A 23,615-nucleotide genomic window follows, 5' to 3' on the forward strand; every position below is an offset into this window, starting at 1 on the left:
ATTGTACTGGGTTTGGGCTAGTGGCAACCGTGTCTTGGCAAAGAGTGGGCGGTGCTGTCTTATGATAATCAGGGAATTGGTGGATTGTACTGGGTTCGAACCAGTGACCCCCGCCTTGTAAGGGCGGTGCTCTCCCAGCTGAGCTAACAATCCATGGGAGTATCAAACGACTTTTTATTTGGTGGATTGTACTGGGTTTGTGCCAGTAACAACCGTTTTGTCATGAAGAGCGGGCGCTGCTTCTCATGATAAATCCCAATTGGTGGATTGTACTGGGTTCGAACCAGTGACCCCCGCCTTGTAAGGGCGGTGCTCTCCCAGCTGAGCTAACAATCCATGGGAGTATCAAATTGTGATCAAACTTTTTAGATTTGGTGGATTGTACTGGGTTTAATCAGTGTCCACCGTCTCGTCGTGAAGAGCGGGCGGTGCTTTTCATGATAAGACATCAAGTGGTGGATTGTACTGGGTTCGAACCAGTGACCCCCGCCTTGTAAGGGCGGTGCTCTCCCAGCTGAGCTAACAATCCACGCTGTTTGATGGCGCTCATTATAGGGAGCACGAAAAAGCTGTCAACCTTATTTTAGTAAATGTGGTTTGCTTGCTGCAAAAGTAAACATTATACCGGCTGTTGCAGTAAAACTATGTATAGCAAGCCACCTTTGCGGGTGCATCCGGCGCAGCGCATTGTTACAATATGGCCATTATTGCACTGTGATGGATAAACTATGTCTCTTGTTACCCGTTTTGCACCAAGCCCAACTGGCTATTTACATGTTGGTGGCGCCCGCACGGCGTTATTTAGTTGGTTATATGCCAGAAAAAATGGCGGTAAATTTATTCTGCGGATTGAAGATACCGATTTAGAACGCTCTACGCAGGAATCGGTAGATGCCATTTTAGAAGGTATGCAGTGGTTGGGGCTGGATCACGATGAAGGCCCTTACTATCAAACCCAGCGCTTTGATTTATATAAAGAGGTTGTTGCTAAGCTGCTGGCAGAAGGTAAAGCCTATAAATGTTTTTGTACGGTAGAAGAAGTCGACGCCATGCGCGAAGCGCAGATGGCGGCCGGTGAAAAACCCCGTTACAACGGTATGTGGCGTGACCGTACTGACCATCCGGCAGATAAACCTTTTGTGATCCGTTTTAAAAACCCGCAAAGTGGCACTGTCGTGATTGATGATCTGATTAAAGGCAAAATTGAAATTGCGAACAGTGAGCTGGATGATTTAATTATTGCCCGCAGTGACGGTACCCCTACTTATAATCTGACCGTGGTAGTAGACGACTGGAAAATGGGCATTACCCACGTAATTCGTGGTGATGATCATGTGAATAACACGCCGCGGCAGATGAATATTCTGGCCGCCTTAGGTGCTGACATCCCTAAGTATGCGCATGTACCGATGATTTTAGGTGACGATGGTAAGCGCTTATCTAAGCGTCATGGCGCTGTGGGTGTAATGCAGTACCGCGACAATGGCTTTTTGCCAGAGGCACTGCTGAATTACCTGGTGCGTCTGGGCTGGTCACATGGCGATCAGGAAATTTTCAGCAAACAAGAACTGATCCAGCTGTTTGATCTAGAAAGCTGTAACCGGGCCCCTTCGGCCTTTAATACCGACAAACTGATTTGGTTAAACCAGCATTACATGAAAACTCTGCCGCCAGAGCAGGTTGCGAAGCAATTAGCCTGGCATATTGCCGAACAAAAGCTGGATATCAGCCATGGCCCGGCGTTAACGGAACTGGTAAAAGCCCAGGCAGAGCGGGTAAAAACATTAAAAGAGCTGGTAGAAGTAAGCCGGTATTTTTATGAAGATTTTGCTGAGTTTGATGCTGACGCCGCGAAAAAACATCTGCGCCCGGTTGCGCTGGAACCATTACAAGCGGTACTCGCTAACTTATCGGCATTAGCAGACTGGTCACAAGAAGCGATACATCAGGTGATTAACGCTACCGCTGAGCAATTAGGTGTTGGTATGGGAAAAATTGGTATGCCACTGCGTGTTGCGGTAACGGGCAGCGGCAACTCACCGGCGCTGGATATCACTTTGGCATTAATCGGCAAAACGCGCAGTCTGACGCGGTTGGCCAACGCCATTGAGTTTGTCAAACAGCGCGCGGCCGAGTAAACGTTAGCCTGCACCCGCTGGCAATTTCGGTGAATGCACCTGATACTCAGTCAGGTGCCGCTGGGCATAGCCTTGTTGCTTGTTACAATGAGGCCGCGCCCAGCGCAAGGAATAAAAGGAATAATAATAACAACCGGGACGACATACTACTCATGGGTAAACATCGATAACGGGAGTCAGATAGCAATATAATGCATGTTTTTTTAACCGGTGTCAGTTTGGCACTGATGTTAAGCTTGTATGGGGTACAAGCCGCCGAAACCGACAACTTACCCAGCAGTGAAGAGCCATTACAACCTATTGGTTTTTTTGGTACTGTTACCGGCGATGTCGAGTTAGGTTTTCTGTTAACGTCAGGCAACACTGATGCTTTTGCTATTCGGGCAAACAGTGAACTGGTGCACGATCTGGAATACTTCCGTAACCGCTATCAGCTGCAGAGTTTGTTGCAGAAAAACAACGTTGCGGATGTCAACACAGGTGAGCGTAACCGGGTTACCACTGCCAGCCGCTATGCGTTTACCGGCCAGAGTAACTACAAGCTGGTCACCGGGCGCGAGTCGATTTTTGGTCGCGGCGCTTACGCCTATGATAAATTTGGTGCTTTCAGGCAGCAGGCTTCATTAGTCGCCGGCTACGGTAACCGTATCTTTGAAAAACTGACCAATTATCTGGACTTGGAAACCGGCCCGGGTTTTGCGCAGCAGCAAACCGCTGCAGGTGAGCGTAGAAGTGGTGCGATTTGGTTTTTGGCGGCCAACCTTGATTATGCCCTGTTTGATAACAGCAGTTTTCGGCAAACGCTGGAAAGCGCAGTCTCTTTAGATGGTGAAAACTCCACCTTACTCAGCCGCAGCAGTATTACTGCCAAAGTGGCGGATAAACTGTCGATGCGCTTTAACTTTGTGGTGCGTTATAACTCCCGGCCGGAAGGTGATCTGCGTGAGACAGATAGCGAAACCTCGGCATCACTGGTTTATACTTTCTAAACGCTTCGGGCGCTATAAAGCGCCCCGGTTTAATTAACCAACTCGTTGCCGCTCGCGGCGTTGCTGGCAAAGGCCAGTAAGTTATCGCTGGTTACCTGGCTGATTTCCTGCAGTGCTTCGCGGGTAAAAAACGCCTGATGGCCGGTAATTAATACGTTAGGAAAGGTGAGTAACCGTTTAAATATTTCATCATCAATGACCTGCTCTGACAGGTTTTCAAAGAACAGATCGGCTTCCTGCTCATACACATCCAGGCCCAGATAGCCTATTTTGCGGCTTTTCAGACCATCAATAACGGCTTTGCTGTCCAGTAGCGCGCCGCGGCTGGTGTTAATCAGCATTACGCCATCTTTCATGCTGCCAATGCTGTAATGGTTAATCAGGTGATTGGTGTCGGGCGTTAGCGGGCAATGCAGGCTGATAATATCGCTTTGGGCGTAAAGCTCAGCCAGTGACACGTAGCGGCCACCGAGTTCGGTAATAACTGCGCTGGGGCTAATGTCGTGGCACAGTAGCTGACAGCCAAAACCGTGCAATATTCTGGCGGTTGCCTGGCCAATACGGCCGGTGCCAATTAAACCGACTGTTTTACCAAACAGGTTAAACCCTAATAAACCATCCAGGGCGAAATTGTCATCACGCACTCTGTTGTAGGCTTTATGCAGTTTTCTATTCAGGCATAACATCATGCCAATAGTATGTTCAGCGACAGCTTCAGGTGAGTAGGCGGGCACTCTGGCCACGCGAATGCCCAGCGCTTTGGCGGCGTTTAAATCAACATTATTGAAACCCGCGCAGCGCAGCGCTACCATTTCAATGCCCATTTCGGATAGCTGTTGTAACACAGTGGCATTCACTTCATCATTTACGAACACACAAACCGCGTGGCAACCGGCGGCCAGCCTGACGCTGTCAGCGGTTAAACGGCTGTCGATATAAGTAAAATGCAGGCTGCTGTCTGCCCACTGGCTAAAGCCATCACGGTCATATTTTTTCGCGCTGAATACGGCAACTTTCATGGCATGTCTCCCATTCTATGCCGTTTAGCTTAACGGAGTTTACAGCGCTACAGTTAGCGCTGGATCAAACTTATAGCAATTCTTCGATGGCTGATGCAATGGCAGAGGGTTTAGTGCGTGGAGCATAGCGTTTAACCACATCGCCGTCTTTGTTGACCAGAAACTTAGTGAAATTCCACTTAATCGCGCGGGTTTTCATCAGACCGCGGGCGCTGTCTTTCAAATGTTCAAATAGCGGCGACGCGTCGGGGCCGTTTACCATCAATTTGGCCATTACCGGGAAGCTTACGCCATAATTTATCTGACAAAACTGCTGAATATCGCTGTCAGAGCCCGGTTCCTGGCCGCCAAACTGATTACACGGAAAGGCCAGGATCAGTAAACCCCGCTCATGGTACTTTTGGTAGAGTTCTTCCAGTTCTTTGTATTGCGGCGTAAAGCCACACTGGCTGGCGGTGTTAACAATCAGCAGCACTTTGCCGCGGTACTGACTTAAGTCGATTTCGTTACCTGTCGCGTCTTTTATGGTGTATTGATGCACGTTGGCCATGCTGTGTCCTTATTTAAATGCTTTTCATTGTCTACGGAACTTTGTAAGCTTTGTACCACAGTATGTCACAGTTTTAAGTCATTAATATGTCAACTAATAGTAATAACAAAGTCGCATTTATCGGTTTGGGCGTAATGGGCTATCCGATGGCGGGTTATCTGCAGCAAAAAGGCTATCAGGTCACGGTATATAACCGCACCGCGGCTAAAGCGGAAAAGTGGGCAGCGCAGTATGGCGGTGCTTATGCTGAGACCCCGGCGAAAGCGGCACAAGGCGCTACGCTGGTGTTTCTTTGCGTTGGCAATGACAATGATGTGCGCTCTGTAGTGTATGGCGAGCAAGGTGTGTTGGCCGGTATGCTGGCAGGCTCAGTGCTGATAGACCACACCACAGCGTCAGCTAATTTAGCCCGTGAGCTGGCGCAAGCGGCGAAGCAGCAAGGTATTGGCTTTTTAGATGCGCCGGTTTCCGGTGGCCAGGCTGGCGCTGAAAACGGCGTGCTAACGGTGATGGTTGGTGGCGAAGCCAGCGATTTTGCCAAGGCCGAAGCGGCGATAATGAGCTATTCACGCTGTGCCAAATTGCTTGGCCCGGCAGGTAGCGGCCAGTTGGCGAAGATGGTGAATCAGATTTGTATCGCCGGGGTAGTGCAGGGGCTGGCAGAGGCGCTTAACTTTGCGCAAAACGCCGGTTTAGATGCCGCCGCCGTGGTCGAGGTGATTTCACAAGGTGCAGCCTCATCCTGGCAGATGCAAAACCGCTCGCTGACTATGCTGGACGGCAAATACGATTTTGGTTTTGCCGTCGACTGGATGCGTAAAGATTTGGGTATAGCACTTAGCGAAGCGCGTGAAAACGGCAGCCATTTACCGCTAACGGCGTTAGTAGATCAGTTCTATAGTGAAGTGCAGCAAATGGGCGGCGGCCGCTGGGATACCTCCAGCCTGCTGGCGCGGTTAAAGCGTTAAGCTCCAGAGCAAAAGAAAAAGGCGCCGCGGCGCCTTTTTTGTTAGTCGTAAGCTATAACCATTCGCACCCAAAACAGCAGTAAGCCGCCGCCCACCAGTACTGTTTTTAACACGTATATTATAGTGCCGATATCTGCCGGCCAGCCCAAACCGAATATAAAGCTGCATAACAGCAGCGCAAATCCGACATAGCTATACAGAGTCTGGTCGAACAGTCTGGATTTATTTTTCATACTGCCGCTGAAACCGGCGATGATGAGAAAGGGGCTAAGTACATCAGTTAAAAACACAAAATCATCGAATTCATTGCTGATCAAAAGCCAGCGACAGACAACTAATACTAAGAAAGACAGGCAAGCTGCGGCGATAATACGTCGCCAGCTAAAGTTGTTTAAGGCAAATGCCCGCCTGATTTGTTCTGCGGTAAACTCAGGTTGTTGTAAAATGTTCCTTACCTGACGCAAGCGGCTATAGGCTTTGAGCGGAGAGGGTGATGCTGCAGTTTGTTGACCGCTGTTGATGCAAAGGCAGGTGATAAAAACATGGTTTTTTGCGTTGAATTTTATGGATAAATTTTTAGCGTCCTGCAGCATGCGATTGTCATCCTGGCCAAGAATAAACACTTCAAATTGCACACTAAACTTCATCGGACCAGACGGCTTAGTCTCACTATCTGCCAACAGGTTATCGCGTAGTACTATCGCCTGCTGTATACATTCCTGTTTGGTTGGCAGGTTAGCTGCGCTATGGTCGATAAACAGCGCAATCTTACAAGTCATAGGGCTTAACTTAACCAAAATGCGCTTAGCATAGCGCTTAAAGTACAACAATTCAGGTAAGGCAGTATGGGTTAACATTGCAGTGTCATTATCAGCAGTGGTTATCTCTACCTCTTCAAATTGCCCACCAACCGGTTGCCACCCCAAGCGGTGTTCCAATTCTTTTTGTTCTAACTCTGCCAGCAAAGCCGGAAGCTCTTCATCACTACAGTGTTCGGTTTTTTGCAGCCATTCTGCTTCATCAGGCAGTGGCATTTCTTCTTCTGTTACGTCTGCCAGCAATGTGTACTGCTGCTCTATCATCATATGCAACATAAGTTGCCTGATGTAACTCGGATCAGCAGTATGTTGTTCTGGCACGCTTTCAGTTAAGTCAGCGGTTGTAGTGGGTAATAAGCTTTCCATGCCGTGATTCCGGTAATTATGGCTGAGGTAAAGATCGCGAAATGTTATTTAAAGATGATTTATATGTCAAAAAATATTCGTTATAGCGAAGTGGGCTATTACTGCGCCATTATTGATATGGACGGCCGCCGCAGGGATACATTCAGCTTGCCGGCGCGGTTAAAGCGTTAAGCTCCAGAGCAAAAGAAAAAGGCGCCGCGGCGCCTTTTTTCTAGTACTGTTTAGTTAAACACCATCTCCGGTATATCGCCGTCGATTACCAGCTTGCCGGCGGTTTTTTGTTTGATTTCGTCTACCGAAATGCCCGGTGCACGCTCTAACAGGTGAAATGCGCCGTTACGTACTTCCAGTACGGCTAAGTCGGTAACGATTTTCTTCACGCAGCCTACACCGGTCAGCGGCAGGGTGCAGTCGGTTAGCAGCTTGCTGTTGCCGTATTTGTCAGCATGGGTCATGGTTACGACGATGTTTTGTGCGCCGGCGACTAAGTCCATCGCGCCGCCCATACCTTTAACCAGCTTGCCCGGGATCATCCAACTGGCGATATTGCCGTTTTGGTCTACTTCAAAGGCGCCCAATACGGTTAAATCGACATGGCCGCCGCGGATCATGGCAAAGCTTTCAGCCGAGCTGAAAATCGCCGCGCCTTTAATAGCGGTGACGGTTTCTTTGCCGGCGTTAATCATATCGGCGTCAATTTCATCTTCCGTCGGGTAGGGGCCCATACCCAGTAAGCCGTTTTCAGATTGCAGCATTACTTCAATACCGGTCGGCACATAGTTGGCCACCAGAGTAGGAATACCGATACCTAAGTTTACGTAGTAACCGTCTTGCAGCTCCTGCGCCACGCGCATGGCAACCTGTTCACGAGATAAAGCCATTGTTGCCTCCTTAACCTTGACGGACCATACGACGTTCAATGCGTTTTTCAAAGTTGCCTTTAATAACGCGCTGCACGTAAATACCCGGGGTATGAATTTGTGACGGTTCCAGCTCACCCGGCTCGACGATTTCTTCAACTTCCGCCACGGTGATTTTACCGGCGGTGGCCGCCATCGGGTTGAAGTTCATTGAAGTGTGACGAAACACCAGGTTGCCGTAACGATCAGCTTTCCAGGCGCGCACTATGGCAAAATCGCCGGTAATCGCCGGTTCTAACACGTAGTGACGGCCATTAATTTCGCGGGTTTCTTTACCTTCAGCTACGGGGGTGCCGTAACCGGTGGCGGTGAAAAACGCCGGTATACCGGCACCGCCGGCACGCATTTTTTCCGCCAGCGTACCTTGTGGTGTGAGCTCTACTTCCAGCTCGCCGCTAAGCAGTTGCTTTTCAAACAGGGCGTTTTCGCCAACGTAAGAGGCAACCATTTTTTTAATTTGCTTATCTTCCAGCAAAATACCCAGGCCAAAGCCGTCAACACCGCAGTTGTTCGATACCACGGTGAGATCTTTGGTTTTCATTTTCTTGATCTGAGCGATTAAGCCCTCAGGTATACCGCATAAGCCAAAGCCACCGGCAATAACGGTCATGCCGTCCTGCAGGCCTGCCATGGCGTCTTCGTAGCTATGTACGACTTTATTAAACCCTGCCATTTGTTGTCCTCTGTTCTTTGCTGAACTATCTGTTGCGAACTGCTCTTCGACTGCGCGGATGCTGCGTGAAGTTTTTTCTGCGACACGCCATAAACCATCCATGGGGCTCGACTCCGGCCATCCATGGCCTCCAACGGTCGCCGAAAAAATCACATCCGCATCCGCTGGCATCTGTGCCAAGGTAAGCGCGTAGTGCACTTTGACCGGAACCGTGTTTTTCATGGATGAAAAACAGGAGCCTACAGGGACGTATTTACGGCGTGTTCCGGCAAAGTTGTACGGAGTGATTACCGTGTTCGAAGAACCTTAGTTGTTGCTGTTAACTAACTACCAGTTTGCGTGCACTTGGCCCTTAGCGCCAATCCTACTTTAGAACTAGGCTGCTTCCCCAGCTTATCGGTAATAAACCAGCCGGCTTTGGCCAGCGCAGTTAAATCGATGCCGTGCGAAATGCCAAGGCCGTTCAGCAAATACACCACATCTTCAGTGGCAACATTGCCTGACGCACCGGCAGCGTAAGGGCAACCGCCAAGGCCTGCTACGGCGCTGTCAATCACTGCTATGCCACGGTTTAGCGCCACGTAAATATTGGTTAACGCCTGGCCATAAGTGTCGTGAAAATGCACCGCCAGCTTGTCTACCGGCACCATGCTAAGTACTGCATCCAGCATCGCATTCACTTTATCCGGCGTACCAACACCTATGGTATCGCCCAGCGATATTTCGTAGCAGCCCATCTCCAACAGCGCCTTGGCTACTAAGGCTACTTCGGTAGGCGCAACATCACCCTGATAGGGGCAGCCGACCACACAAGACACATAACCACGTACTTTAATGCCGTCGGCTTTGGCGGCTTCTACCACAGGTAAAAAGCGCTCCAGGCTCTCAGCGATGCTGCAGTTAATGTTTTTCTGGCTGAAGGCTTCAGAGGCTGCACCAAAAATGGCGACTTCAGTGGCTCCGGCGGCTTTAGCCGCTGCATAGCCTTTTAAGTTCGGGGTCAGCGCCGCATAGGTAACACCGGCTTTGCGGCTGATACCGGCAAACACCTCAGCAGAGTCGGCCATCTGCGGCACCCACTTCGGCGAGACAAAGGCGCCGCTTTCAATGTAGCTGTGGCCTGCGGCGGTTAGCATATCAATCAGTGCGATTTTATCGGCTGTGCTAACGCTTTGCTCGTTTTGCAGGCCATCACGCGGGCCGACTTCAACAAGGCGAACGTTTTTGGGTAAACTCATGCTTCCTCCGGCGTAAAATCGACCAGCTCGGCGCCGTCTTTTACCAGATCGCCAGCGGCATAGAACACTTCATTTACCACACCGTTTTTCGGCGCTTTTATGCTGTATTCCATCTTCATCGCTTCCATAATCACCAGCGTATCACCGGCTTTTACCGTGCTGCCTGCTTTGGCCATTACCGCAACGATAGTGCCGTTCATCGGTGCCGTTAAGCTGCCGGCGTGATCGGCGCCTTCCACTTCTGTCGCCACTTCGGTCTGGTAGATAAAGTCATAACGCTGGTGTTTGATAAACACACTGATGGTGTCGCCGTAGCGACTTACCCGCACCTTGGTGCGGTGATCGCCGAGCACTGCGCTTAGCTCATCGCCGTTAAGTTCGGCCGTGCAGCATAGCTGCTGGCCTGCCACGTCAATCACATAATGCTGCTGCAGTTGCTGCACTTTTAACAAACTGCTGTTCTCACCATGCTGCAGTGCAATGTCGACTGTTGGTGTTTCGTTCATTCGCCAGCCGTGGCTGAACTGCCAGGGGCTAAAGCTGTTGCCCGAGCCTTGCGGTGCTTTTTGCTGCTGCAAAATAAACAGCGCAGCCAGTATCAAAGCCTGATTATTTTCTTTATTGGCCGGCGCAAATAAGCTTTGCTGGTGTTTGTTGATAAAGTTGGTATCAAGCTCGGCCGCTTTAAACGCCGGGTGCTCGGTTAAGCTGGTTAGAAAGCTTAAGTTAGTGGTAACACCGGCAATACGGTAATCGTCCAGCGCACGTAACATGCGGGCGATGGCGCGGTCGCGGCTTTCATCCCAAACAATCAGCTTGGCGATCATCGGGTCATAAAACGGCGACACTTCATCATTTTCTACCACACCGGTATCCACCCGCACATGACGGTTGGCTTCAGGCTGGCGCAAGTAGGTCAGCTTACCGGTTTGCGGCAGGAAGTCGTTATCCGGATCTTCGGCATAGACCCGCACTTCTATGGCATGACCATCAAGCTGAATATCCTCCTGCGCCAGTGGCAGTGTTTCGCCGGCGGCGACCAGCAGCTGCCATTTTACTAAGTCCTGGCCGGTGATCATCTCGGTAACCGGGTGTTCTACCTGCAGCCGGGTGTTCATTTCCATAAAGTAGAAAGAGCCGTCTTCGTCGAATAAAAACTCCACGGTACCGGCGCCGCGATAATCAATGGCTTTGGCGGCTTTTACTGCGGCTTCGCCCATGGCTTTTCGCTGTTCGCTGCTAAAGTTCGGTGCCGGCGCTTCTTCAATCACTTTCTGGTGGCGGCGCTGTATCGAGCAGTCGCGCTCGGCTAAGTACACGGCATTGCCGTGGTTGTCAGCAAATACCTGAATTTCAATATGCCGTGGCTTGGTTAAATAACGCTCAATCAGCATTTTATCGTTGCCAAAGCCGGCTTTGGCTTCACGCCGCGCACTGGCCAAAGCATCAGCAAATTCTTCCTGCTTCCACACCACGCGCATACCTTTACCACCACCACCGTAGGCGGCTTTTAGCAGCTGCGGATAACCGATGCGGGCTGATTCGGTTTTAAGTAAGTCATCGGACTGATCATCACCATGATAACCCGGTACCAGTGGTACGCCGGCTTTGGCCATAATCTCTTTGGCGGCGCTTTTTGAGCCCATAGCAGTAATAGCGCCGACTGGTGGGCCGATAAACACTACGCCGGCTTCCTCACAGGCTTTGGCAAAGCTTTCGTTTTCCGATAAAAAGCCATAGCCCGGATGAATGGCTTCTGCGCCGCTTTGTTTGGCGATGGCGATAATTTTATCTGCCCGCAGGTAAGAATCTTTACTTGGCGCCGGGCCCAGCAAATAGGCTTCGTCGGCCATGCGCACATGGCGGGCATTGGCGTCGGCTTCGGAATATACCGCCACGCAGCGGATACCGAGTTTATGTGCAGTGTCGATAACGCGGCAGGCAATTTCACCGCGGTTGGCGATTAATATTTTACGAAACATTATGCGTTTTCCTTGCCCAGCCAGGCCGGTTTACGTTTTTCGAGGAATGCCGTTAAGCCTTCCTGACCTTCCGGTGATACCCGTATTTCAGCAATCGCTTGTTCGGTATGGGCTATTACGTTATTGCTGATCTTGCGATTATAAATATTGTGGATCAGCGACTTGGCAGCTGTTAATGCCGCCGGGCTGTTTTGCAGCAGAGTGTTGATAAAGGTTTCAGCGCTGTCGGCTAATTCACCTTCGGTTACTACTTCATGCAGCAGACCAAGCTTTTTCGCCGTCGGTGCCATAAAGCGCTCGGCAGTTAAAAAATAACGCCGGCTTTCACGCTCACCAATGGCGCGCATGACATAAGGGCTAATCACCGCAGGAATAAGGCCAATACGCACTTCGCTTAAGCAGAAGCTGGCATTCTCTTCGGCAATGGCGATATCGCAGCAGGCAACCAAACCTAAAGCGCCGCCAAAGGCTGCACCTTTTATCAGGGCGAGGGTAGGTTTAGGGAATTTATCCAGCCGGTGCATTAGGGTGGCCAGTTCAGCGGCGTCATTTAAATTTTGCTGGTAGTCTTTTTGCGCCATAGAGCGCATCCAATTTAAGTCGGCACCGGCAGAGAAGTTTTTGCCGTTAGCAGCCAGCACCAATACCCGCACTTTATCGTTATTGGCTAAGTCTTTTAGCACAGCGATAAGCTCGGCGATCATGGCATCGTCAAAGGCGTTGTGTACCTCGGGACGGTTTAGCGCTAGGGTGGCTACGCCGCGCGGGTCGATACTGACTTCTGTGTAAACCTGGTTCATTTTGTCTCCGAAAGTGTTAATGCAACTTGTGACTGCATTTCTTCGAAATCGCGGTTGCTGCGTGAAGTTTTTTCTGCGACACGCCATAAACCCTCCATGGGGCTCGATTCCGGCCATCCATGGCCTCCAACGGTCGCCGAAAAAATCACATCCGCACCCGCTTGATATCCGGTGCAGCAAGCGCGCAGTGCACTTTGCTCAGAACCGTGTTTTTCAGGGACGAAAAACACGAGCCTACAGGGATGTATTCACGGCGTGTTCTGACAAAGTTGTACGGAGTGATTGCGATTGTCTGCATCATAGTGGCATCACATCCGAAACACGCCAAAACGGCTCTCTTCAATCGGTGCATTCAGCGCAGCGGCTAATGCCAGCCCCACTGTCATCCGTGTCTGTGCCGGGTCGATAATGCCATCGTCCCACAAGCGACCACTGGCATAATACGGGTGGCCCTGTTTTTCGTACTGCTCAATAATCGGTTGCTTCAGCGCTTTTTCCGCATCTGCCGACAGCGTTTCGCCTTTACGCGCCAAACCATCTTTAGTCACCTGCGCCATTACACCGGCGGCTTGCTCACCGCCCATTACCGAAATACGCGCATTGGGCCATATCCACATCATGGTGGGGTCGTAAGCGCGGCCGCACATGCCGTAATTACCGGCGCCGTAGCTGCCGCCAATCAACACAGTAAATTTGGGCACCTTGGCGCAGCTTACTGCCATCACCATTTTAGCGCCGTGCTTGGCAATGCCTTCGGCTTCGTACTTTTTACCTACCATAAAGCCGGTAATGTTTTGCAAAAATAGCAGGGGTATTTTGCGCTGGGCACACAGCTCAATAAAGTGTGCACCTTTTTGTGCAGATTCGGAGAATAAGATCCCGTTATTGGCGACGATACCAACCGGGTAGCCGAAAATGCGCGCAAAACCGCACACCAGGGTGGCACCATAGTATTGTTTAAATTCATCAAAGTCAGAGCCATCGACGATGCGGGCAATCACTTCTTTAACATCAAACGGCTTGCGTAAATCGGTGCCGACTATGCCGTACAGCTCTTTGGCGTCATACAGCGGCTCTTGCGCCGGTTTAATATCCATCTGCTGTGGGGTAGGGCGGTTTAAGCGCGATACCGCATTGCGGGCCAGTTGCAGCGCGTGCTCGTCGTTTAACGCATAGTGATCCGCCACACCGGAGATTTTACAATGTACGTCAGCACCGCCGAGCTCTTCGGCGGAGACTTCTTCACCGGTGGCAGCTTTTACCAGCGGCGGGCCGGCTAAAAAGATGGTACCTTGCTCTTTTACGATAATGCTTTCATCGGCCATTGCCGGTACATAAGCACCGCCAGCAGTACACAAGCCCATTACTACAGCAATTTGTGGTATGCCTTTAGCCGACATATTCGCCTGGTTAAAGAAGATACGGCCAAAGTGCAGTTTATCCGGGAATACTTCATCCTGGCGTGGCAGGTTAGCACCGCCTGAGTCGACCAGATAAATACACGGCAGGTGGCAGCGCTCGGCAATTTCCTGGGCGCGTAAATGCTTTTTCACGGTAAGCGGGTAGTAGGTACCGCCTTTTACCGTGGCGTCGTTGGCGACAATCATGCACTCGACACCACTAACGCGGCCAATACCCGCGACAACACCGGCACTGGGTACGTAATCGTCGTAGCATTCCCAGCCGGCAAACTGGCCAATTTCTAAAAAAGGCGAGCCCGGATCGAGCAGCTTTTGAATGCGATCACGCACAAACAACTTACCGCGTGCGGTATGACGGGCAATTAAGGCTTCACCGCCACCGAGTTTAATTTGCTGTACTTTGCTTTGCAGATCATCGACCACGGCCTGCATGGCGGCGGCGTTTTTCTGGAAGTCCTCAGCGCGAGGATTGATTTTTGAGGTAATTCTGGTCACTTAAGTCACCTTTAACCGGGCCTGCAGGCCCGGTGCAGAATAGCTGGAAAGGTTTGTCTTGCGTTTAGTTTGATTCAGTAAACAGTTCGCGGCCAATCAGCATACGGCGGATTTCCGAGGTGCCTGCGCCAATTTCGTACAGCTTGGCATCACGCAGTAAGCGTCCGGTAGGGTACTCGTTAATATAGCCATTACCGCCTAACAACTGAATTGCATCCAGCGCCATCTTGGTGGCCAGCTCTGCCGAGTACAGAATAACCGCCGCCGCATCTTTACGGGTGGTTTCACCGCGATCACAAGCTTTGGCGACGGTATAAACGTAAGACTTAGCGGCGTTCATCTGAGTGTACATATCGGCCAATTTACCCTGTACCAGCTGGAATTCACCGATAGATTGACCAAACTGCTTACGGTCGTGAATATACGGCACTACCACGTCCATACAAGCTTGCATAATGCCCAGTGGACCGGCTGATAACACCACGCGCTCGTAGTCCAGACCGCTCATTAATACCTTAACGCCACCGCCAACCTGGCCCAGCACGTTTTCCTCTGGTACTTCGCAGTCTTCAAACACCAGCTCACAGGTGTTAGAGCCGCGCATACCTAATTTATCCAGCTTCTGCGCTGTGCTAAAGCCTTTAGTGCCGCGCTCGACGATAAACGCAGTAATGCCCTTAGAGCCGGCATTAATGTCGGTTTTGGCGTAAATTACATAGGTGTGTGCATCCGGGCCATTGGTGATCCACATCTTGTTGCCATTTAAAATGTACTTGTCGCCTTGTTTCTCAGCGCGCAGTTTCATGCTGACCACGTCTGAACCGGCGTTCGGTTCACTCATCGCCAAGGCACCGATATGCTCGCCCGAGCACAGTTTTGGCAGATATTTCAACTTCTGCGCTTCGCTGCCGTTGCGGAATATCTGGTTTACACACAGGTTAGAATGCGCACCGTAGGATAAGCCAACCGAGGCTGAGGCGCGGCTGATTTCTTCCAGTGCTACTACGTGCTCTAAGTAACCTAAACCTGAGCCGCCGTATTTTTCATCGACGGTAATGCCCAGCAGGCCTAAATCACCGAATTTGCGCCACAGCTCATTCGGGAATTCATTTTTTTCGTCAATATGGGCGGCGCGCGGGGCGATTTCTTCGCGGGCAAAGGCGTTAACCTGCTCGCGGATCATATCTACCGTTTCGCCTAAATCGAAATTAAGCCCTTTATAACTGCTAATCATTGTGGATCCCCGTTTGCTATGTTCTTCAACTGCTTAGGCAGTTTTATGTTGTTTGGCGTCGGCTAAGGTGTCGCGGCAACGTTTTTCTACCGTTACCAGCTCCATCAGCACTACTTTGATATCGTCCATCTGCTGATGCAGTTCGGCTTTTTTCAGCTCAATCAGTTTCAGCATGGTACTTAATTGGGTGACGCTGCTTTTATCAGCGTCGTACAGTTCAAACAGCTGGCCGGTTTCTGCCAGGCTAAAACCCAAGCGCTTGCCGCGTAAAATAAGCTTTAACCTTACCCGGTCGCGCTTACTGTAAATACGGGTTTGGCCGTTACGTAAAGGCGTGATCAGCCCCTGATCTTCATAAAAGCGGATACTACGGGTAGTAATATCAAACTCTTTGGCCAGTTCGCTGATACTGTATGTTTTTTCTTCTTTTTCTGTCATAAACGCCATCCCCGAAAACGCAGTCAATATAAGTGAAGTTTACGTAAAGGTAAAGCTGATGGCGTGAAGCTAAGTCGGCAAAACGGCCATTTTTGCCACCTTTGTAAAGCAAAAATGCCAGTTTGCGCTGGTCAGACTGTACACTTTGCTGAACCAAAAGCGCAGCACCCTACCATAGTGTTAGGTGGTTGACGTTGGCGTAAACGTAAATTTGGTGTAGGCTCTGGAGCAACTTTTTAGCCGACAGCTTTTTTTGGAGATTTATATGGCTAGCGAAAATATTGTTATCGTTGCTGCAAAACGTACCGCCATGGGCGGCTTTATGGGCGGCTTAGCTGATGTTGACGCCACTGTGCTTGGCGCAACGGCGATTAAAGCAGCATTAGAGCAGGCTGGTATAAGCGGCGATAAGGTTAGCGAAGTGATTATGGGCAACGTGCTGCCAGCCGGTTTAGGCCAGGCACCCGCGCGTCAGGCCACGTTAAAAGCCGGCTTACCGTTAACAGCAGGCGCTACCACCATTAATAAAGTATGTGGTTCCGGCTTAAAAGCGGTGATGCTGGCCAGCGATTTATTAAAAGCCGGCAGCGCCGATGTAGTAGTGGCCGGTGGTATGGAATCGATGAGTAACGCGCCTTACCTGCTGGATAAAGCCCGTAGCGGTTACCGTATGGGCCACGGCCAAATTAAAGATCATATGATGTTAGACGGCCTGGAAAATGCCTACGACGGTAAAGCCATGGGCTGTTTTGCGCAGCAGACAGCAGACGAGAAAGGCATTAGCCGTGAGCAAATGGATGCCTTTGCCGTGCAATCGTTAACCCGTGCGCAGCAGGCGATCAACTCTGGCGCTTTTGAAGGCGAAATTACCCCGGTCACTTTCCAGACCCGCAAAGGTGAAATGACCTTTGCGGTAGATGAGCAGCCTGGCAATGCCAAGGTAGATAAAATTCCAACGCTGCGGCCGGCTTTTGCCAAAGATGGCACTATTACGGCGGCTAACTCCAGCTCAATTTCAGACGGCGCCGCTGCGCTGATTTTAATGCGCGAGTCTGATGCCAAAGCCCAAGGTGCTAAGCCACTGGCACGCGTGGTAGCGCATGCGACAAATTCAATGGAACCGGCTCTGTTTACCGTAGCCCCGGTTGGCGCAATGCAAAAAGTGCTGCAAAAAGCTGGCTGGGATAAACAGCAGGTAGATCTGTGGGAAATTAACGAAGCTTTTGCCATGGTAACTATGCTGGCCATTAATGAGCTGGGCCTGGACGAGAGCAAAGTAAACGTGAACGGCGGCGCCTGTGCGCTGGGCCATCCTATCGGTGCTTCAGGTGCGCGCATTCTGGTTACCCTTATTCATGCGCTGCGCAACCGCGGTTTAAGCAAAGGCGTTGCCTCACTGTGTATCGGTGGCGGCGAAGCCGTAGCATTGGCGGTAGAAGTACTGTAACAACGCAAAGAGTTTGCAAGCATAGCAGGCTTTGCAACCGGCTCACGGCAACTGCAGTAATAAAGACAAATTAACTGACGGCAACTTTGCATAATTACACAGATATAAACGCCGGCAGTACACCCAAACAATCGGGAGAAGCAACATGACACAACAGGTTAAGCATTTTATCGACGGCGAGTTTGTCGCACCAACAGGTGACAAATTGATCGCCGTGACCAACCCGGCAACACAAGAGGTGATTGCTCAGGTGGCCTGCGCCACGCCAAGTGAAATGGAGCAAGCGATCGAATCGGCCAAGGCCGCGTTTAAAACCTGGAAAGAAGTGCCAGTATCAGAGCGCGCTCGTTTAATGATGCGTTTTGCGCATTTATTAAAAGAGCACCAGGCTGATATTGCTGACATTATCTGTAAAGAGCTGGGTAAAACAGTCGAAGATGCCAAAGGCGACGTCTGGCGCGGTATCGAGGTAGTAGAACAGGCCGCGAATATACCGTCATTAATGATGGGTGAGACGGTAGAAAACGTCGCGCGCAGCATCGACACCTACAGCTACATCCAGCCGCTGGGCGTGTGTGCCGGTATTACCCCGTTTAACTTCCCGGCGATGATCCCGCTGTGGATGTTCCCGATGGCCATTGCCTGTGGCAACACCTTTATTTTAAAGCCGTCTGAGCAAGATCCGATGACGGTAAACAAAATTGCCGAGCTGTTTGTACAAGCCGGCGCGCCCAAAGGCGTATTACAGGTGGTACATGGCGCGAAAGAGCAGGTTGATGCCATTTTGCACCATCCGGATATCAAAGCCATTTCGTTTGTCGGTTCAGTTAATGTTGGCCAGTACATTTACAAAACCGGCACTGACAACCTAAAACGCGTACAGGCCTTTGCCGGTGCGAAAAACCATATGGTCATCATGCCGGATGCGAACAAACAGCAGGTGATCAATGCCTTAGTGGGCGCTTCAGTCGGTGCGGCCGGCCAGCGCTGTATGGCGATTTCTGTCGCGGTATTTGTTGGCGCAGCAGCTGATTGGATCCCGGAAGTGGCCGCAGCTATAGGCAAGGTACGTCCGGGTGTTTACACCGACCCTAACGCTGCCTATGGCCCGCAAATCAGCCCGCAGGCACGTGCCCGCGTGTTGTCACTGATTGAGCAAGGCAAAAAAGAAGGTGCTACCTGCGTACTGGATGGTTCTGACTGTAAAGTTGACGGTTACCCGAACGGTAACTGGGTTGGCCCGACGGTGTTTAGCAACGTGACTACCGAGATGGAAATTTATAAGCAGGAAATCTTTGGCCCGGTACTGTCTACCATGACAGTAGGATCACTGGATGAAGCGCTGAAAGTGGTTAACGAAAGCCCATACGGTAACGGCACCTCTATTTTTACTGCCAGCGGCGCGGCTGCACGTAAGTATCAGCACGAAGTGGAAGTGGGTCAGGTAGGTATCAATATTCCTATTCCGGTGCCTCTGCCATTCTTCTCGTTTACTGGCTGGAAAGGCTCGTTCTACGGCGACCAGCATGCCTACGGTAAGCAGGCAGTGCGTTTTTACACTGAAACGAAGACCATTACAGCGCGCTGGTTTGATGACGATATTCAGGTGTCTGGCCCGAATATGTCGATTAATTTGCGTTAAGGCAACACGGAGCCTGATTTTGGTCAGGCTCAGGCCTGCACACTTTACACGCCGACACGCCATAAACCATCCATGGGGCTCGACTCCGGCCATCCATGGCCTCCAACGGTCGGCTAAGTAAAGTCTGCAGTCCTTCTGCGATGCAGATTCGAAGCGGTTAACAAGGCGCCGAGCGGAGTAGATTTAACTTAGCGAGCGATCAAGAGTGAGCCGGGTGATCCGACATTTCGGAGCGGCGAACGGGCGAGCATGTTAAATGTACGGAAGCTCGAAAGCCGATTGGATAAGCAGGACCAACTATGAATTTCAATTTAACAGAAGACCAACAAGCCTTTGTCGATGTGGCCAAACAGTTTGCCGAACAAGAACTGGCGCCACACGCAGCCCAGTGGGATCGCGATCACCACTTTCCAAAAGACGTTATTCAAAAAGCCGGTGAGCTGGGTTTCTGCTCACTGTACACGCCGGAAGATGACGGCGGTATGGGGCTATCACGTTTAGATTCATCCATTATTTTCGAACAGCTGTCTATGGGCTGTACCGCGACTACCGCGATGCTGACCATTCACAATATGGCCACCTGGATGATCGCCAACTGGGGTACCAGTGATGCTAAAGCACAGTGGATGGAGCATCTGGTTACAGGCCAGAAACTGGCGTCTTATTGCTTAACTGAGCCAGGCTCAGGTTCGGATGCCGCCGGGCTTCGCACTACAGCGAAAAAAGATGGCGATGAGTACGTATTAAACGGCTCGAAAATGTTTATCTCCGGCGCCGGTTCAACTGAGGTGTTGGTAGTGATGGCGCGTACCGGTGAAGCCGGGCCTAAAGGCATTTCAGCCTTTATCGTGCCAGCGGATGCCAAGGGCGTTATCTACGGCAAAGCAGAAGAGAAAATGGGCTGGAACGCGCAGCCGACCCGCTTGATCACTTTTGAAGACGTACGTATTCCGGCACATTACCTGTTAGGTAACGAAGGTGAAGGTTTTAGCTTTGCCATGAAAGGTTTAGACGGCGGCCGTATCAATATCGCAACCTGTTCAATTGGTACCGCGCAGCAGGCACTTAACACCGCGCGTAACTATATGTTGGAGCGTCAGCAGTTTGGTAAGCCACTGGCAGCGTTTCAGGCACTGCAGTTTAAACTGGCCGATATGGCAACCGAGCTGGTTGCCGCGCGGCAGTTAGTGCGTTTAGCGGCGTTTAAACTGGATCAGAAAGACAGCGAAGCGACAGCGTACTGTGCTATGGCAAAACGCTTTGCGACTGACGTTGGCTTCCAGGTGTGCGATCAGGCGCTGCAACTGCACGGTGGTTATGGCTACATTAAAGAATACCCGCTGGAGCGGCATTTCCGTGATGTACGTGTGCATCAGATTTTGGAAGGCACCAACGAAATTATGCGGCTGATTATTGGCCGGCGTTTACTGGATGAAGCCGCAGGCGACATTCTGTAACTGGTAGATGAACTCAATCTGGGGGAACAGGATTGTTCTAAACCGACCGTTGGAGGCCATGGATGGCCGGAGTCGAGCCCCAGGGATGGTTTATGGCGTGTCGGTGTGGACAATGCTGTTTCACCGGGCACGTTGCATAAACTACGCCCAGATCAGGAGACAACAATGGCTCAACTAAAACTCGAAAAACGCGGCCACACGGCGCTTATCACCATGTCAAACCCGCCGGCAAATACCTGGACGGCGGAAACCTTAACCCAACTGCGTGATGCGGTTAAAAGCCTGGATGCCGACAAAAATATCTATGCCTTAGTGATTACCGGCGAAGGCGAAAAGTTCTTCTCAGCCGGTGCCGATTTAAAACTGTTTGCAGACGGCGATAAAGCCGTAGCCAGCGACATGTCACGTATCTTTGGCGAAGCGTTCGAAACCTTAAGCGCATTTCGTGGTGTATCGATTGCCGCGATCAACGGCTATGCCATGGGTGGTGGCTTAGAAGTCGCACTGGCCTGTGATATCCGTATCGCCGAGCAACAAGCCCAAATGGCGCTGCCAGAGGCCAAAGTGGGGTTACTGCCTTGCGCTGGCGGCACCCAGAACCTGGCCTGGTTAGTGGGCGAAGGTTGGGCGAAACGCATGATCCTCTGTGGTGAGCGTATCGGTGCAGAAAAAGCACAGCAAATTGGCCTGGTAGAAGAAGTTGTGGCAACCGGTATGGCACTGGAAAGTGCACTGGCCATGGCGGAAAAAGTGGCTGAGCAAAGCCCGTCTGCTGTTAGCGCTTGTAAGACGCTGATCCAAAAAGGCCGCAGTGGCACTATGCAAAGCGCATTGCCGCTGGAGCGCGAGCTGTTTGTTGGCTTGTTCGATACCAAAGATCAGGTTGAAGGTGTGCAGGCGTTTTTAGAAAAACGCAAAGCTAACTGGGTGAACGGCTAATGAGCGCGGTAAATGAGGTGGTGCTGTATCAGGAATTAACAGCTCAGAATGGTAAGAAAATTGGCGTCGCCACGCTTAACTCAGAAAAATCGCTAAATGCTTTAAGCCTGCCGATGGTTGAGTCACTGCTGCCACAACTGCAAGCCTGGCAAGTCGACAATAGCATTAGTATGGTATTGCTGCAGGGCGCTGGCGATAAAGCCTTCTGCGCCGGCGGCGATATTCGTGATCTATACAAAGCCATGCTGGATAAGCCGGGTGAGTATGCGCCCTATGTTGAAGAGTTTTTCACCAAAGAATACACGCTGGATTACTTAATCCACACCTTTGGTAAGCCGGTGCTGGTATGGGGTAATGGCATTGTTATGGGCGGCGGTTTAGGCCTGATGGCGGGGGCCTCGCATCGGGTGGTGACTGCAAGCAGCCGCATCGCGATGCCGGAGATGGCGATTGGCTTATACCCCGATGTTGGCGCCAGCTGGTTTTTAAACCGGATGCCGGCCGGTTGCGGTCTGTTTTTAGGCTTAACCGGTGCCTCTATTAACGCCGCCGATGCCAAGTTTATTGGTCTGGCCGATAACTTCTTGTTGCATGAGCGCAAAGACGCGCTGCTGCAAAAGCTGCTCAGCATTAACTGGGGCGATACCATAGCGCTTAACCATCAGAAGCTGAGCGATGTGCTGCGTAGTGAAGAAGATCAGTGCCGCACCCAGATGCCGCTGAGTAATATCCGGCCGCATCAGGGTGAAATTGAGCAGTTGGCCAACCACGACAATCTGCAAAACGTGATCGCTGCAATTAATACTATGGCTGGTGAAGATAAATGGCTGCAAAAAGCCAAAGAATCGCTGGCCTATGGCAGCCCTATCACCGCGCACATTGTATTTGAGCTGTTAAAGCTGGGGCAGAGCAAAATTCTGGCCGACAGTTTCCGTCTGGAGCTGGGTTTAAGTGTGCAATGCGGCAAGCTGGGCGAGTTTACCGAAGGTGTGCGTGCGCTATTAATGGACAAAGATTTACAACCGAAGTGGCAATATAAAACGGTAGATGAGGTGCCGCAAAGCGTAATTGACGAGCTGTTCCGCTCACCGTGGGCAGCTAACGAGCACCCGCTGCGCGATTTGGGCCAAACCGATAACTAATCAGGAGCAAATATGGCGAAGGTTGCATTTATAGGCTTAGGTAATATGGGTGGCCCTATGGCCATCAATCTGGTGAAAGCCGGCCACAACGTGACGGCCTTTGATTTATCGGCCGCGGCATTGGCACAGGTAAAAGCCGGGGGCGCTGCGGTGGCTGCCACTGCGGCAGAGGCGGTAACCGGCGCTGAGTTTGTTATTTCGATGCTGCCGGCCGGTAAGCACGTTCTGGGGCTGTACTTAGGCGAGCAGGGCATCGCAGGCAACATCAGTAAAGAGGCATTGGTGATTGACTGCTCAACCATTGACGCCGACAGCGCGCGTAAAGTCGGTGCGGGCCTCTTTGCACAAGGCATCGCCTTTATCGATGCACCGGTATCCGGTGGTGTCGGTGGTGCTAAGGCCGGCACGCTAACCTTTATTGTTGGCGGCGATGCGGCGCATTTTGAGCGCGCGAAAACTGTGCTTGGCAATATGGGCAAAAACCTGTTTCACGCCGGTGATGTTGGCGCCGGGCAGGTGGCGAAAATTTGTAACAATATGCTGTTAAGCATTTTAATGGTAGGCACCTCAGAAGCGCTGCAAATGGGCGTGGATAACGGCCTGGACCCGAAAGTGCTGTCAGAGATTATGCTGAAAAGCTCAGGCCGTAACTGGACATTAGAGCTGTATAACCCTTGTCCGGATGTAATGCCCAATGTGCCATCGTCAAACGGTTATCAGGGCGGCTTTATGGTCGATTTAATGGCCAAAGATTTAGGCCTGGCACTGGAAGCGGCGATGCAAAGTAACAGCAGCACGCCAATGGGTGCACTGGCGCGTAGCCTGTACGTGGCGCACCAGCGGGCCGGTAATGGCAAACTGGATTTTTCCAGCATTTTTAAGCTGTTTGAAAAGAAGTAATTGGTTAAGTAGTGAAGTCACGCGGCTACTGCGTACATT

Annotated in this window: 20 protein-coding genes and 3 tRNA genes; 9 read left to right on the forward strand and 14 right to left on the reverse strand. The window is 51.1% G+C overall.

What is annotated here, in order from left to right; translation table 11 throughout:
* Window positions 1–77: 77 nt before the first annotated feature.
* The 3 genes from EYB30_RS18060 to EYB30_RS18070 all read right to left on the reverse strand — a co-directional run bounded on the left by EYB30_RS18060 (window position 78) and on the right by EYB30_RS18070 (window position 529).
* Window positions 78–153 (reverse strand) — tRNA-Val (locus tag EYB30_RS18060).
* A gap of 107 nt (window positions 154–260) precedes the next feature.
* Window positions 261–336 (reverse strand) — tRNA-Val (locus tag EYB30_RS18065).
* 117 nt (window positions 337–453) lie between these two features.
* Window positions 454–529, reverse strand: a tRNA-Val gene (locus tag EYB30_RS18070).
* 199 nt (window positions 530–728) lie between these two features.
* Between EYB30_RS18070 and gltX the strand changes: the two genes are divergently transcribed.
* Window positions 729–2,138 (forward strand): glutamate--tRNA ligase, encoded by a 1,410-nt coding sequence (gltX, locus tag EYB30_RS18075; RefSeq protein ID WP_166840924.1) that lies wholly within the window; start codon window positions 729–731, stop codon window positions 2,136–2,138.
* A gap of 191 nt (window positions 2,139–2,329) precedes the next feature.
* On the forward strand, window positions 2,330–3,127 hold the full coding sequence (locus EYB30_RS18080; RefSeq protein WP_166840926.1) for a DUF481 domain-containing protein: 798 nt from the start codon (window positions 2,330–2,332) through the stop codon (window positions 3,125–3,127).
* A gap of 29 nt (window positions 3,128–3,156) precedes the next feature.
* On the opposite strand, the gene EYB30_RS18085 is transcribed toward EYB30_RS18080, so the two are convergent.
* Window positions 3,157–4,146, reverse strand: a complete 990-nt coding sequence (locus EYB30_RS18085; RefSeq protein ID WP_166840928.1) for a 2-hydroxyacid dehydrogenase — start codon at window positions 4,144–4,146, stop codon at window positions 3,157–3,159.
* A 70-nt stretch (window positions 4,147–4,216) separates the two neighbouring features.
* Window positions 4,217–4,696, reverse strand: coding sequence for a glutathione peroxidase (locus EYB30_RS18090; protein ID WP_166840930.1), 480 nt, complete (start codon window positions 4,694–4,696; stop codon window positions 4,217–4,219).
* 86 nt (window positions 4,697–4,782) lie between these two features.
* Here EYB30_RS18090 and EYB30_RS18095 point away from each other — a divergent pair, with 86 nt between their 5' ends.
* Complete coding sequence (locus EYB30_RS18095) at window positions 4,783–5,664, forward strand: NAD(P)-dependent oxidoreductase (RefSeq protein ID WP_166840932.1); 882 nt, start codon at window positions 4,783–4,785, stop codon at window positions 5,662–5,664.
* Window positions 5,665–5,705: 41 nt separating this feature from the next.
* Here the strand turns inward: EYB30_RS18095 and EYB30_RS18100 are convergent, their stop codons facing one another.
* From EYB30_RS18100 to EYB30_RS18140, 9 genes are all read right to left on the reverse strand, one after another.
* The gene (locus tag EYB30_RS18100; RefSeq protein ID WP_166840934.1) at window positions 5,706–6,848 is read right to left on the reverse strand and encodes a hypothetical protein; all 1,143 of its coding nucleotides are present in this window, start codon (window positions 6,846–6,848) and stop codon (window positions 5,706–5,708) included.
* A 221-nt stretch (window positions 6,849–7,069) separates the two neighbouring features.
* A complete protein-coding gene (locus EYB30_RS18105; RefSeq protein WP_166840936.1) occupies window positions 7,070–7,729 on the reverse strand; it encodes a CoA transferase subunit B in 660 nt (219 codons plus the stop codon).
* Between the two features lie 10 nt (window positions 7,730–7,739).
* Window positions 7,740–8,441 carry a CoA transferase subunit A gene (locus tag EYB30_RS18110; RefSeq protein WP_166840939.1) on the reverse strand — a complete coding sequence of 234 codons (702 nt, stop codon included), beginning with the start codon at window positions 8,439–8,441 and terminating at the stop codon, window positions 7,740–7,742.
* Window positions 8,442–8,764: 323 nt separating this feature from the next.
* Complete coding sequence (locus tag EYB30_RS18115; RefSeq protein ID WP_166840940.1) at window positions 8,765–9,679, reverse strand: hydroxymethylglutaryl-CoA lyase; 915 nt, start codon at window positions 9,677–9,679, stop codon at window positions 8,765–8,767.
* Window positions 9,676–11,661, reverse strand: a complete 1,986-nt coding sequence (locus EYB30_RS18120; protein WP_166840941.1) for an acetyl/propionyl/methylcrotonyl-CoA carboxylase subunit alpha — start codon at window positions 11,659–11,661, stop codon at window positions 9,676–9,678. The genes EYB30_RS18115 and EYB30_RS18120 overlap by 4 nt, the downstream gene beginning before the upstream one ends.
* The gene (locus EYB30_RS18125) at window positions 11,661–12,461 is read right to left on the reverse strand and encodes an enoyl-CoA hydratase/isomerase family protein (RefSeq protein ID WP_166840942.1); all 801 of its coding nucleotides are present in this window, start codon (window positions 12,459–12,461) and stop codon (window positions 11,661–11,663) included. Before EYB30_RS18125 ends, EYB30_RS18120 begins: the two co-directional genes overlap by 1 nt.
* A gap of 308 nt (window positions 12,462–12,769) precedes the next feature.
* Complete coding sequence (locus tag EYB30_RS18130; protein ID WP_166840943.1) at window positions 12,770–14,377, reverse strand: carboxyl transferase domain-containing protein; 1,608 nt, start codon at window positions 14,375–14,377, stop codon at window positions 12,770–12,772.
* Between the two features lie 64 nt (window positions 14,378–14,441).
* A complete protein-coding gene (locus EYB30_RS18135; RefSeq protein ID WP_166840944.1) occupies window positions 14,442–15,611 on the reverse strand; it encodes an isovaleryl-CoA dehydrogenase in 1,170 nt (389 codons plus the stop codon).
* Between the two features lie 33 nt (window positions 15,612–15,644).
* Window positions 15,645–16,049 (reverse strand): MerR family transcriptional regulator, encoded by a 405-nt coding sequence (locus EYB30_RS18140; RefSeq protein WP_166840945.1) that lies wholly within the window; start codon window positions 16,047–16,049, stop codon window positions 15,645–15,647.
* Between the two features lie 265 nt (window positions 16,050–16,314).
* Between EYB30_RS18140 and EYB30_RS18145 the strand changes: the two genes are divergently transcribed.
* The 6 genes from EYB30_RS18145 to mmsB all read left to right on the forward strand — a co-directional run bounded on the left by EYB30_RS18145 (window position 16,315) and on the right by mmsB (window position 23,576).
* Entirely contained in the window at window positions 16,315–17,496 is a 1,182-nt protein-coding gene (locus EYB30_RS18145) for a thiolase family protein (protein ID WP_166840947.1), read from the forward strand.
* 145 nt (window positions 17,497–17,641) lie between these two features.
* Window positions 17,642–19,138: a CoA-acylating methylmalonate-semialdehyde dehydrogenase gene (locus EYB30_RS18150; protein ID WP_166840949.1), complete on the forward strand. Its 1,497-nt coding sequence runs from the start codon at window positions 17,642–17,644 to the stop codon at window positions 19,136–19,138.
* Window positions 19,139–19,437: 299 nt separating this feature from the next.
* A complete protein-coding gene (locus EYB30_RS18155; protein ID WP_166840951.1) occupies window positions 19,438–20,595 on the forward strand; it encodes an acyl-CoA dehydrogenase family protein in 1,158 nt (385 codons plus the stop codon).
* 165 nt (window positions 20,596–20,760) lie between these two features.
* Complete coding sequence (locus tag EYB30_RS18160; protein ID WP_166840953.1) at window positions 20,761–21,534, forward strand: enoyl-CoA hydratase; 774 nt, start codon at window positions 20,761–20,763, stop codon at window positions 21,532–21,534.
* Window positions 21,534–22,676: an enoyl-CoA hydratase/isomerase family protein gene (locus tag EYB30_RS18165; RefSeq protein WP_166840955.1), complete on the forward strand. Its 1,143-nt coding sequence runs from the start codon at window positions 21,534–21,536 to the stop codon at window positions 22,674–22,676. Before EYB30_RS18160 ends, EYB30_RS18165 begins: the two co-directional genes overlap by 1 nt.
* 12 nt (window positions 22,677–22,688) lie before the next feature.
* On the forward strand, window positions 22,689–23,576 hold the full coding sequence (gene mmsB / locus EYB30_RS18170) for a 3-hydroxyisobutyrate dehydrogenase (RefSeq protein ID WP_166840957.1): 888 nt from the start codon (window positions 22,689–22,691) through the stop codon (window positions 23,574–23,576).
* Window positions 23,577–23,615: the final 39 nt, after the last annotated feature.

It is taken from the genome of Rheinheimera pleomorphica, assembly GCF_011634895.1.
Lineage (GTDB): Bacteria > Pseudomonadota > Gammaproteobacteria > Enterobacterales > Alteromonadaceae > Alishewanella > Alishewanella pleomorphica.

Coding starts and splice junctions, on each gene's coding strand:
- gltX (WP_166840924.1), top strand. CDS start 729: ATGTCTCTTGTTACCCGTTTTGCACCAAGCCCAACTGGCTATTTACAT.
- EYB30_RS18080 (WP_166840926.1), top strand. CDS start 2,330: ATGCATGTTTTTTTAACCGGTGTCAGTTTGGCACTGATGTTAAGCTTG.
- EYB30_RS18085 (WP_166840928.1), bottom strand. CDS start 4,146: ATGAAAGTTGCCGTATTCAGCGCGAAAAAATATGACCGTGATGGCTTT.
- EYB30_RS18090 (WP_166840930.1), bottom strand. CDS start 4,696: ATGGCCAACGTGCATCAATACACCATAAAAGACGCGACAGGTAACGAA.
- EYB30_RS18095 (WP_166840932.1), top strand. CDS start 4,783: ATGTCAACTAATAGTAATAACAAAGTCGCATTTATCGGTTTGGGCGTA.
- EYB30_RS18100 (WP_166840934.1), bottom strand. CDS start 6,848: ATGGAAAGCTTATTACCCACTACAACCGCTGACTTAACTGAAAGCGTG.
- EYB30_RS18105 (WP_166840936.1), bottom strand. CDS start 7,729: ATGGCTTTATCTCGTGAACAGGTTGCCATGCGCGTGGCGCAGGAGCTG.
- EYB30_RS18110 (WP_166840939.1), bottom strand. CDS start 8,441: ATGGCAGGGTTTAATAAAGTCGTACATAGCTACGAAGACGCCATGGCA.
- EYB30_RS18115 (WP_166840940.1), bottom strand. CDS start 9,679: ATGAGTTTACCCAAAAACGTTCGCCTTGTTGAAGTCGGCCCGCGTGAT.
- EYB30_RS18120 (WP_166840941.1), bottom strand. CDS start 11,661: ATGTTTCGTAAAATATTAATCGCCAACCGCGGTGAAATTGCCTGCCGC.
- EYB30_RS18125 (WP_166840942.1), bottom strand. CDS start 12,461: ATGAACCAGGTTTACACAGAAGTCAGTATCGACCCGCGCGGCGTAGCC.
- EYB30_RS18135 (WP_166840944.1), bottom strand. CDS start 15,611: ATGATTAGCAGTTATAAAGGGCTTAATTTCGATTTAGGCGAAACGGTA.
- EYB30_RS18140 (WP_166840945.1), bottom strand. CDS start 16,049: ATGACAGAAAAAGAAGAAAAAACATACAGTATCAGCGAACTGGCCAAA.
- EYB30_RS18145 (WP_166840947.1), top strand. CDS start 16,315: ATGGCTAGCGAAAATATTGTTATCGTTGCTGCAAAACGTACCGCCATG.
- EYB30_RS18150 (WP_166840949.1), top strand. CDS start 17,642: ATGACACAACAGGTTAAGCATTTTATCGACGGCGAGTTTGTCGCACCA.
- EYB30_RS18155 (WP_166840951.1), top strand. CDS start 19,438: ATGAATTTCAATTTAACAGAAGACCAACAAGCCTTTGTCGATGTGGCC.
- EYB30_RS18160 (WP_166840953.1), top strand. CDS start 20,761: ATGGCTCAACTAAAACTCGAAAAACGCGGCCACACGGCGCTTATCACC.
- EYB30_RS18165 (WP_166840955.1), top strand. CDS start 21,534: ATGAGCGCGGTAAATGAGGTGGTGCTGTATCAGGAATTAACAGCTCAG.
- mmsB (WP_166840957.1), top strand. CDS start 22,689: ATGGCGAAGGTTGCATTTATAGGCTTAGGTAATATGGGTGGCCCTATG.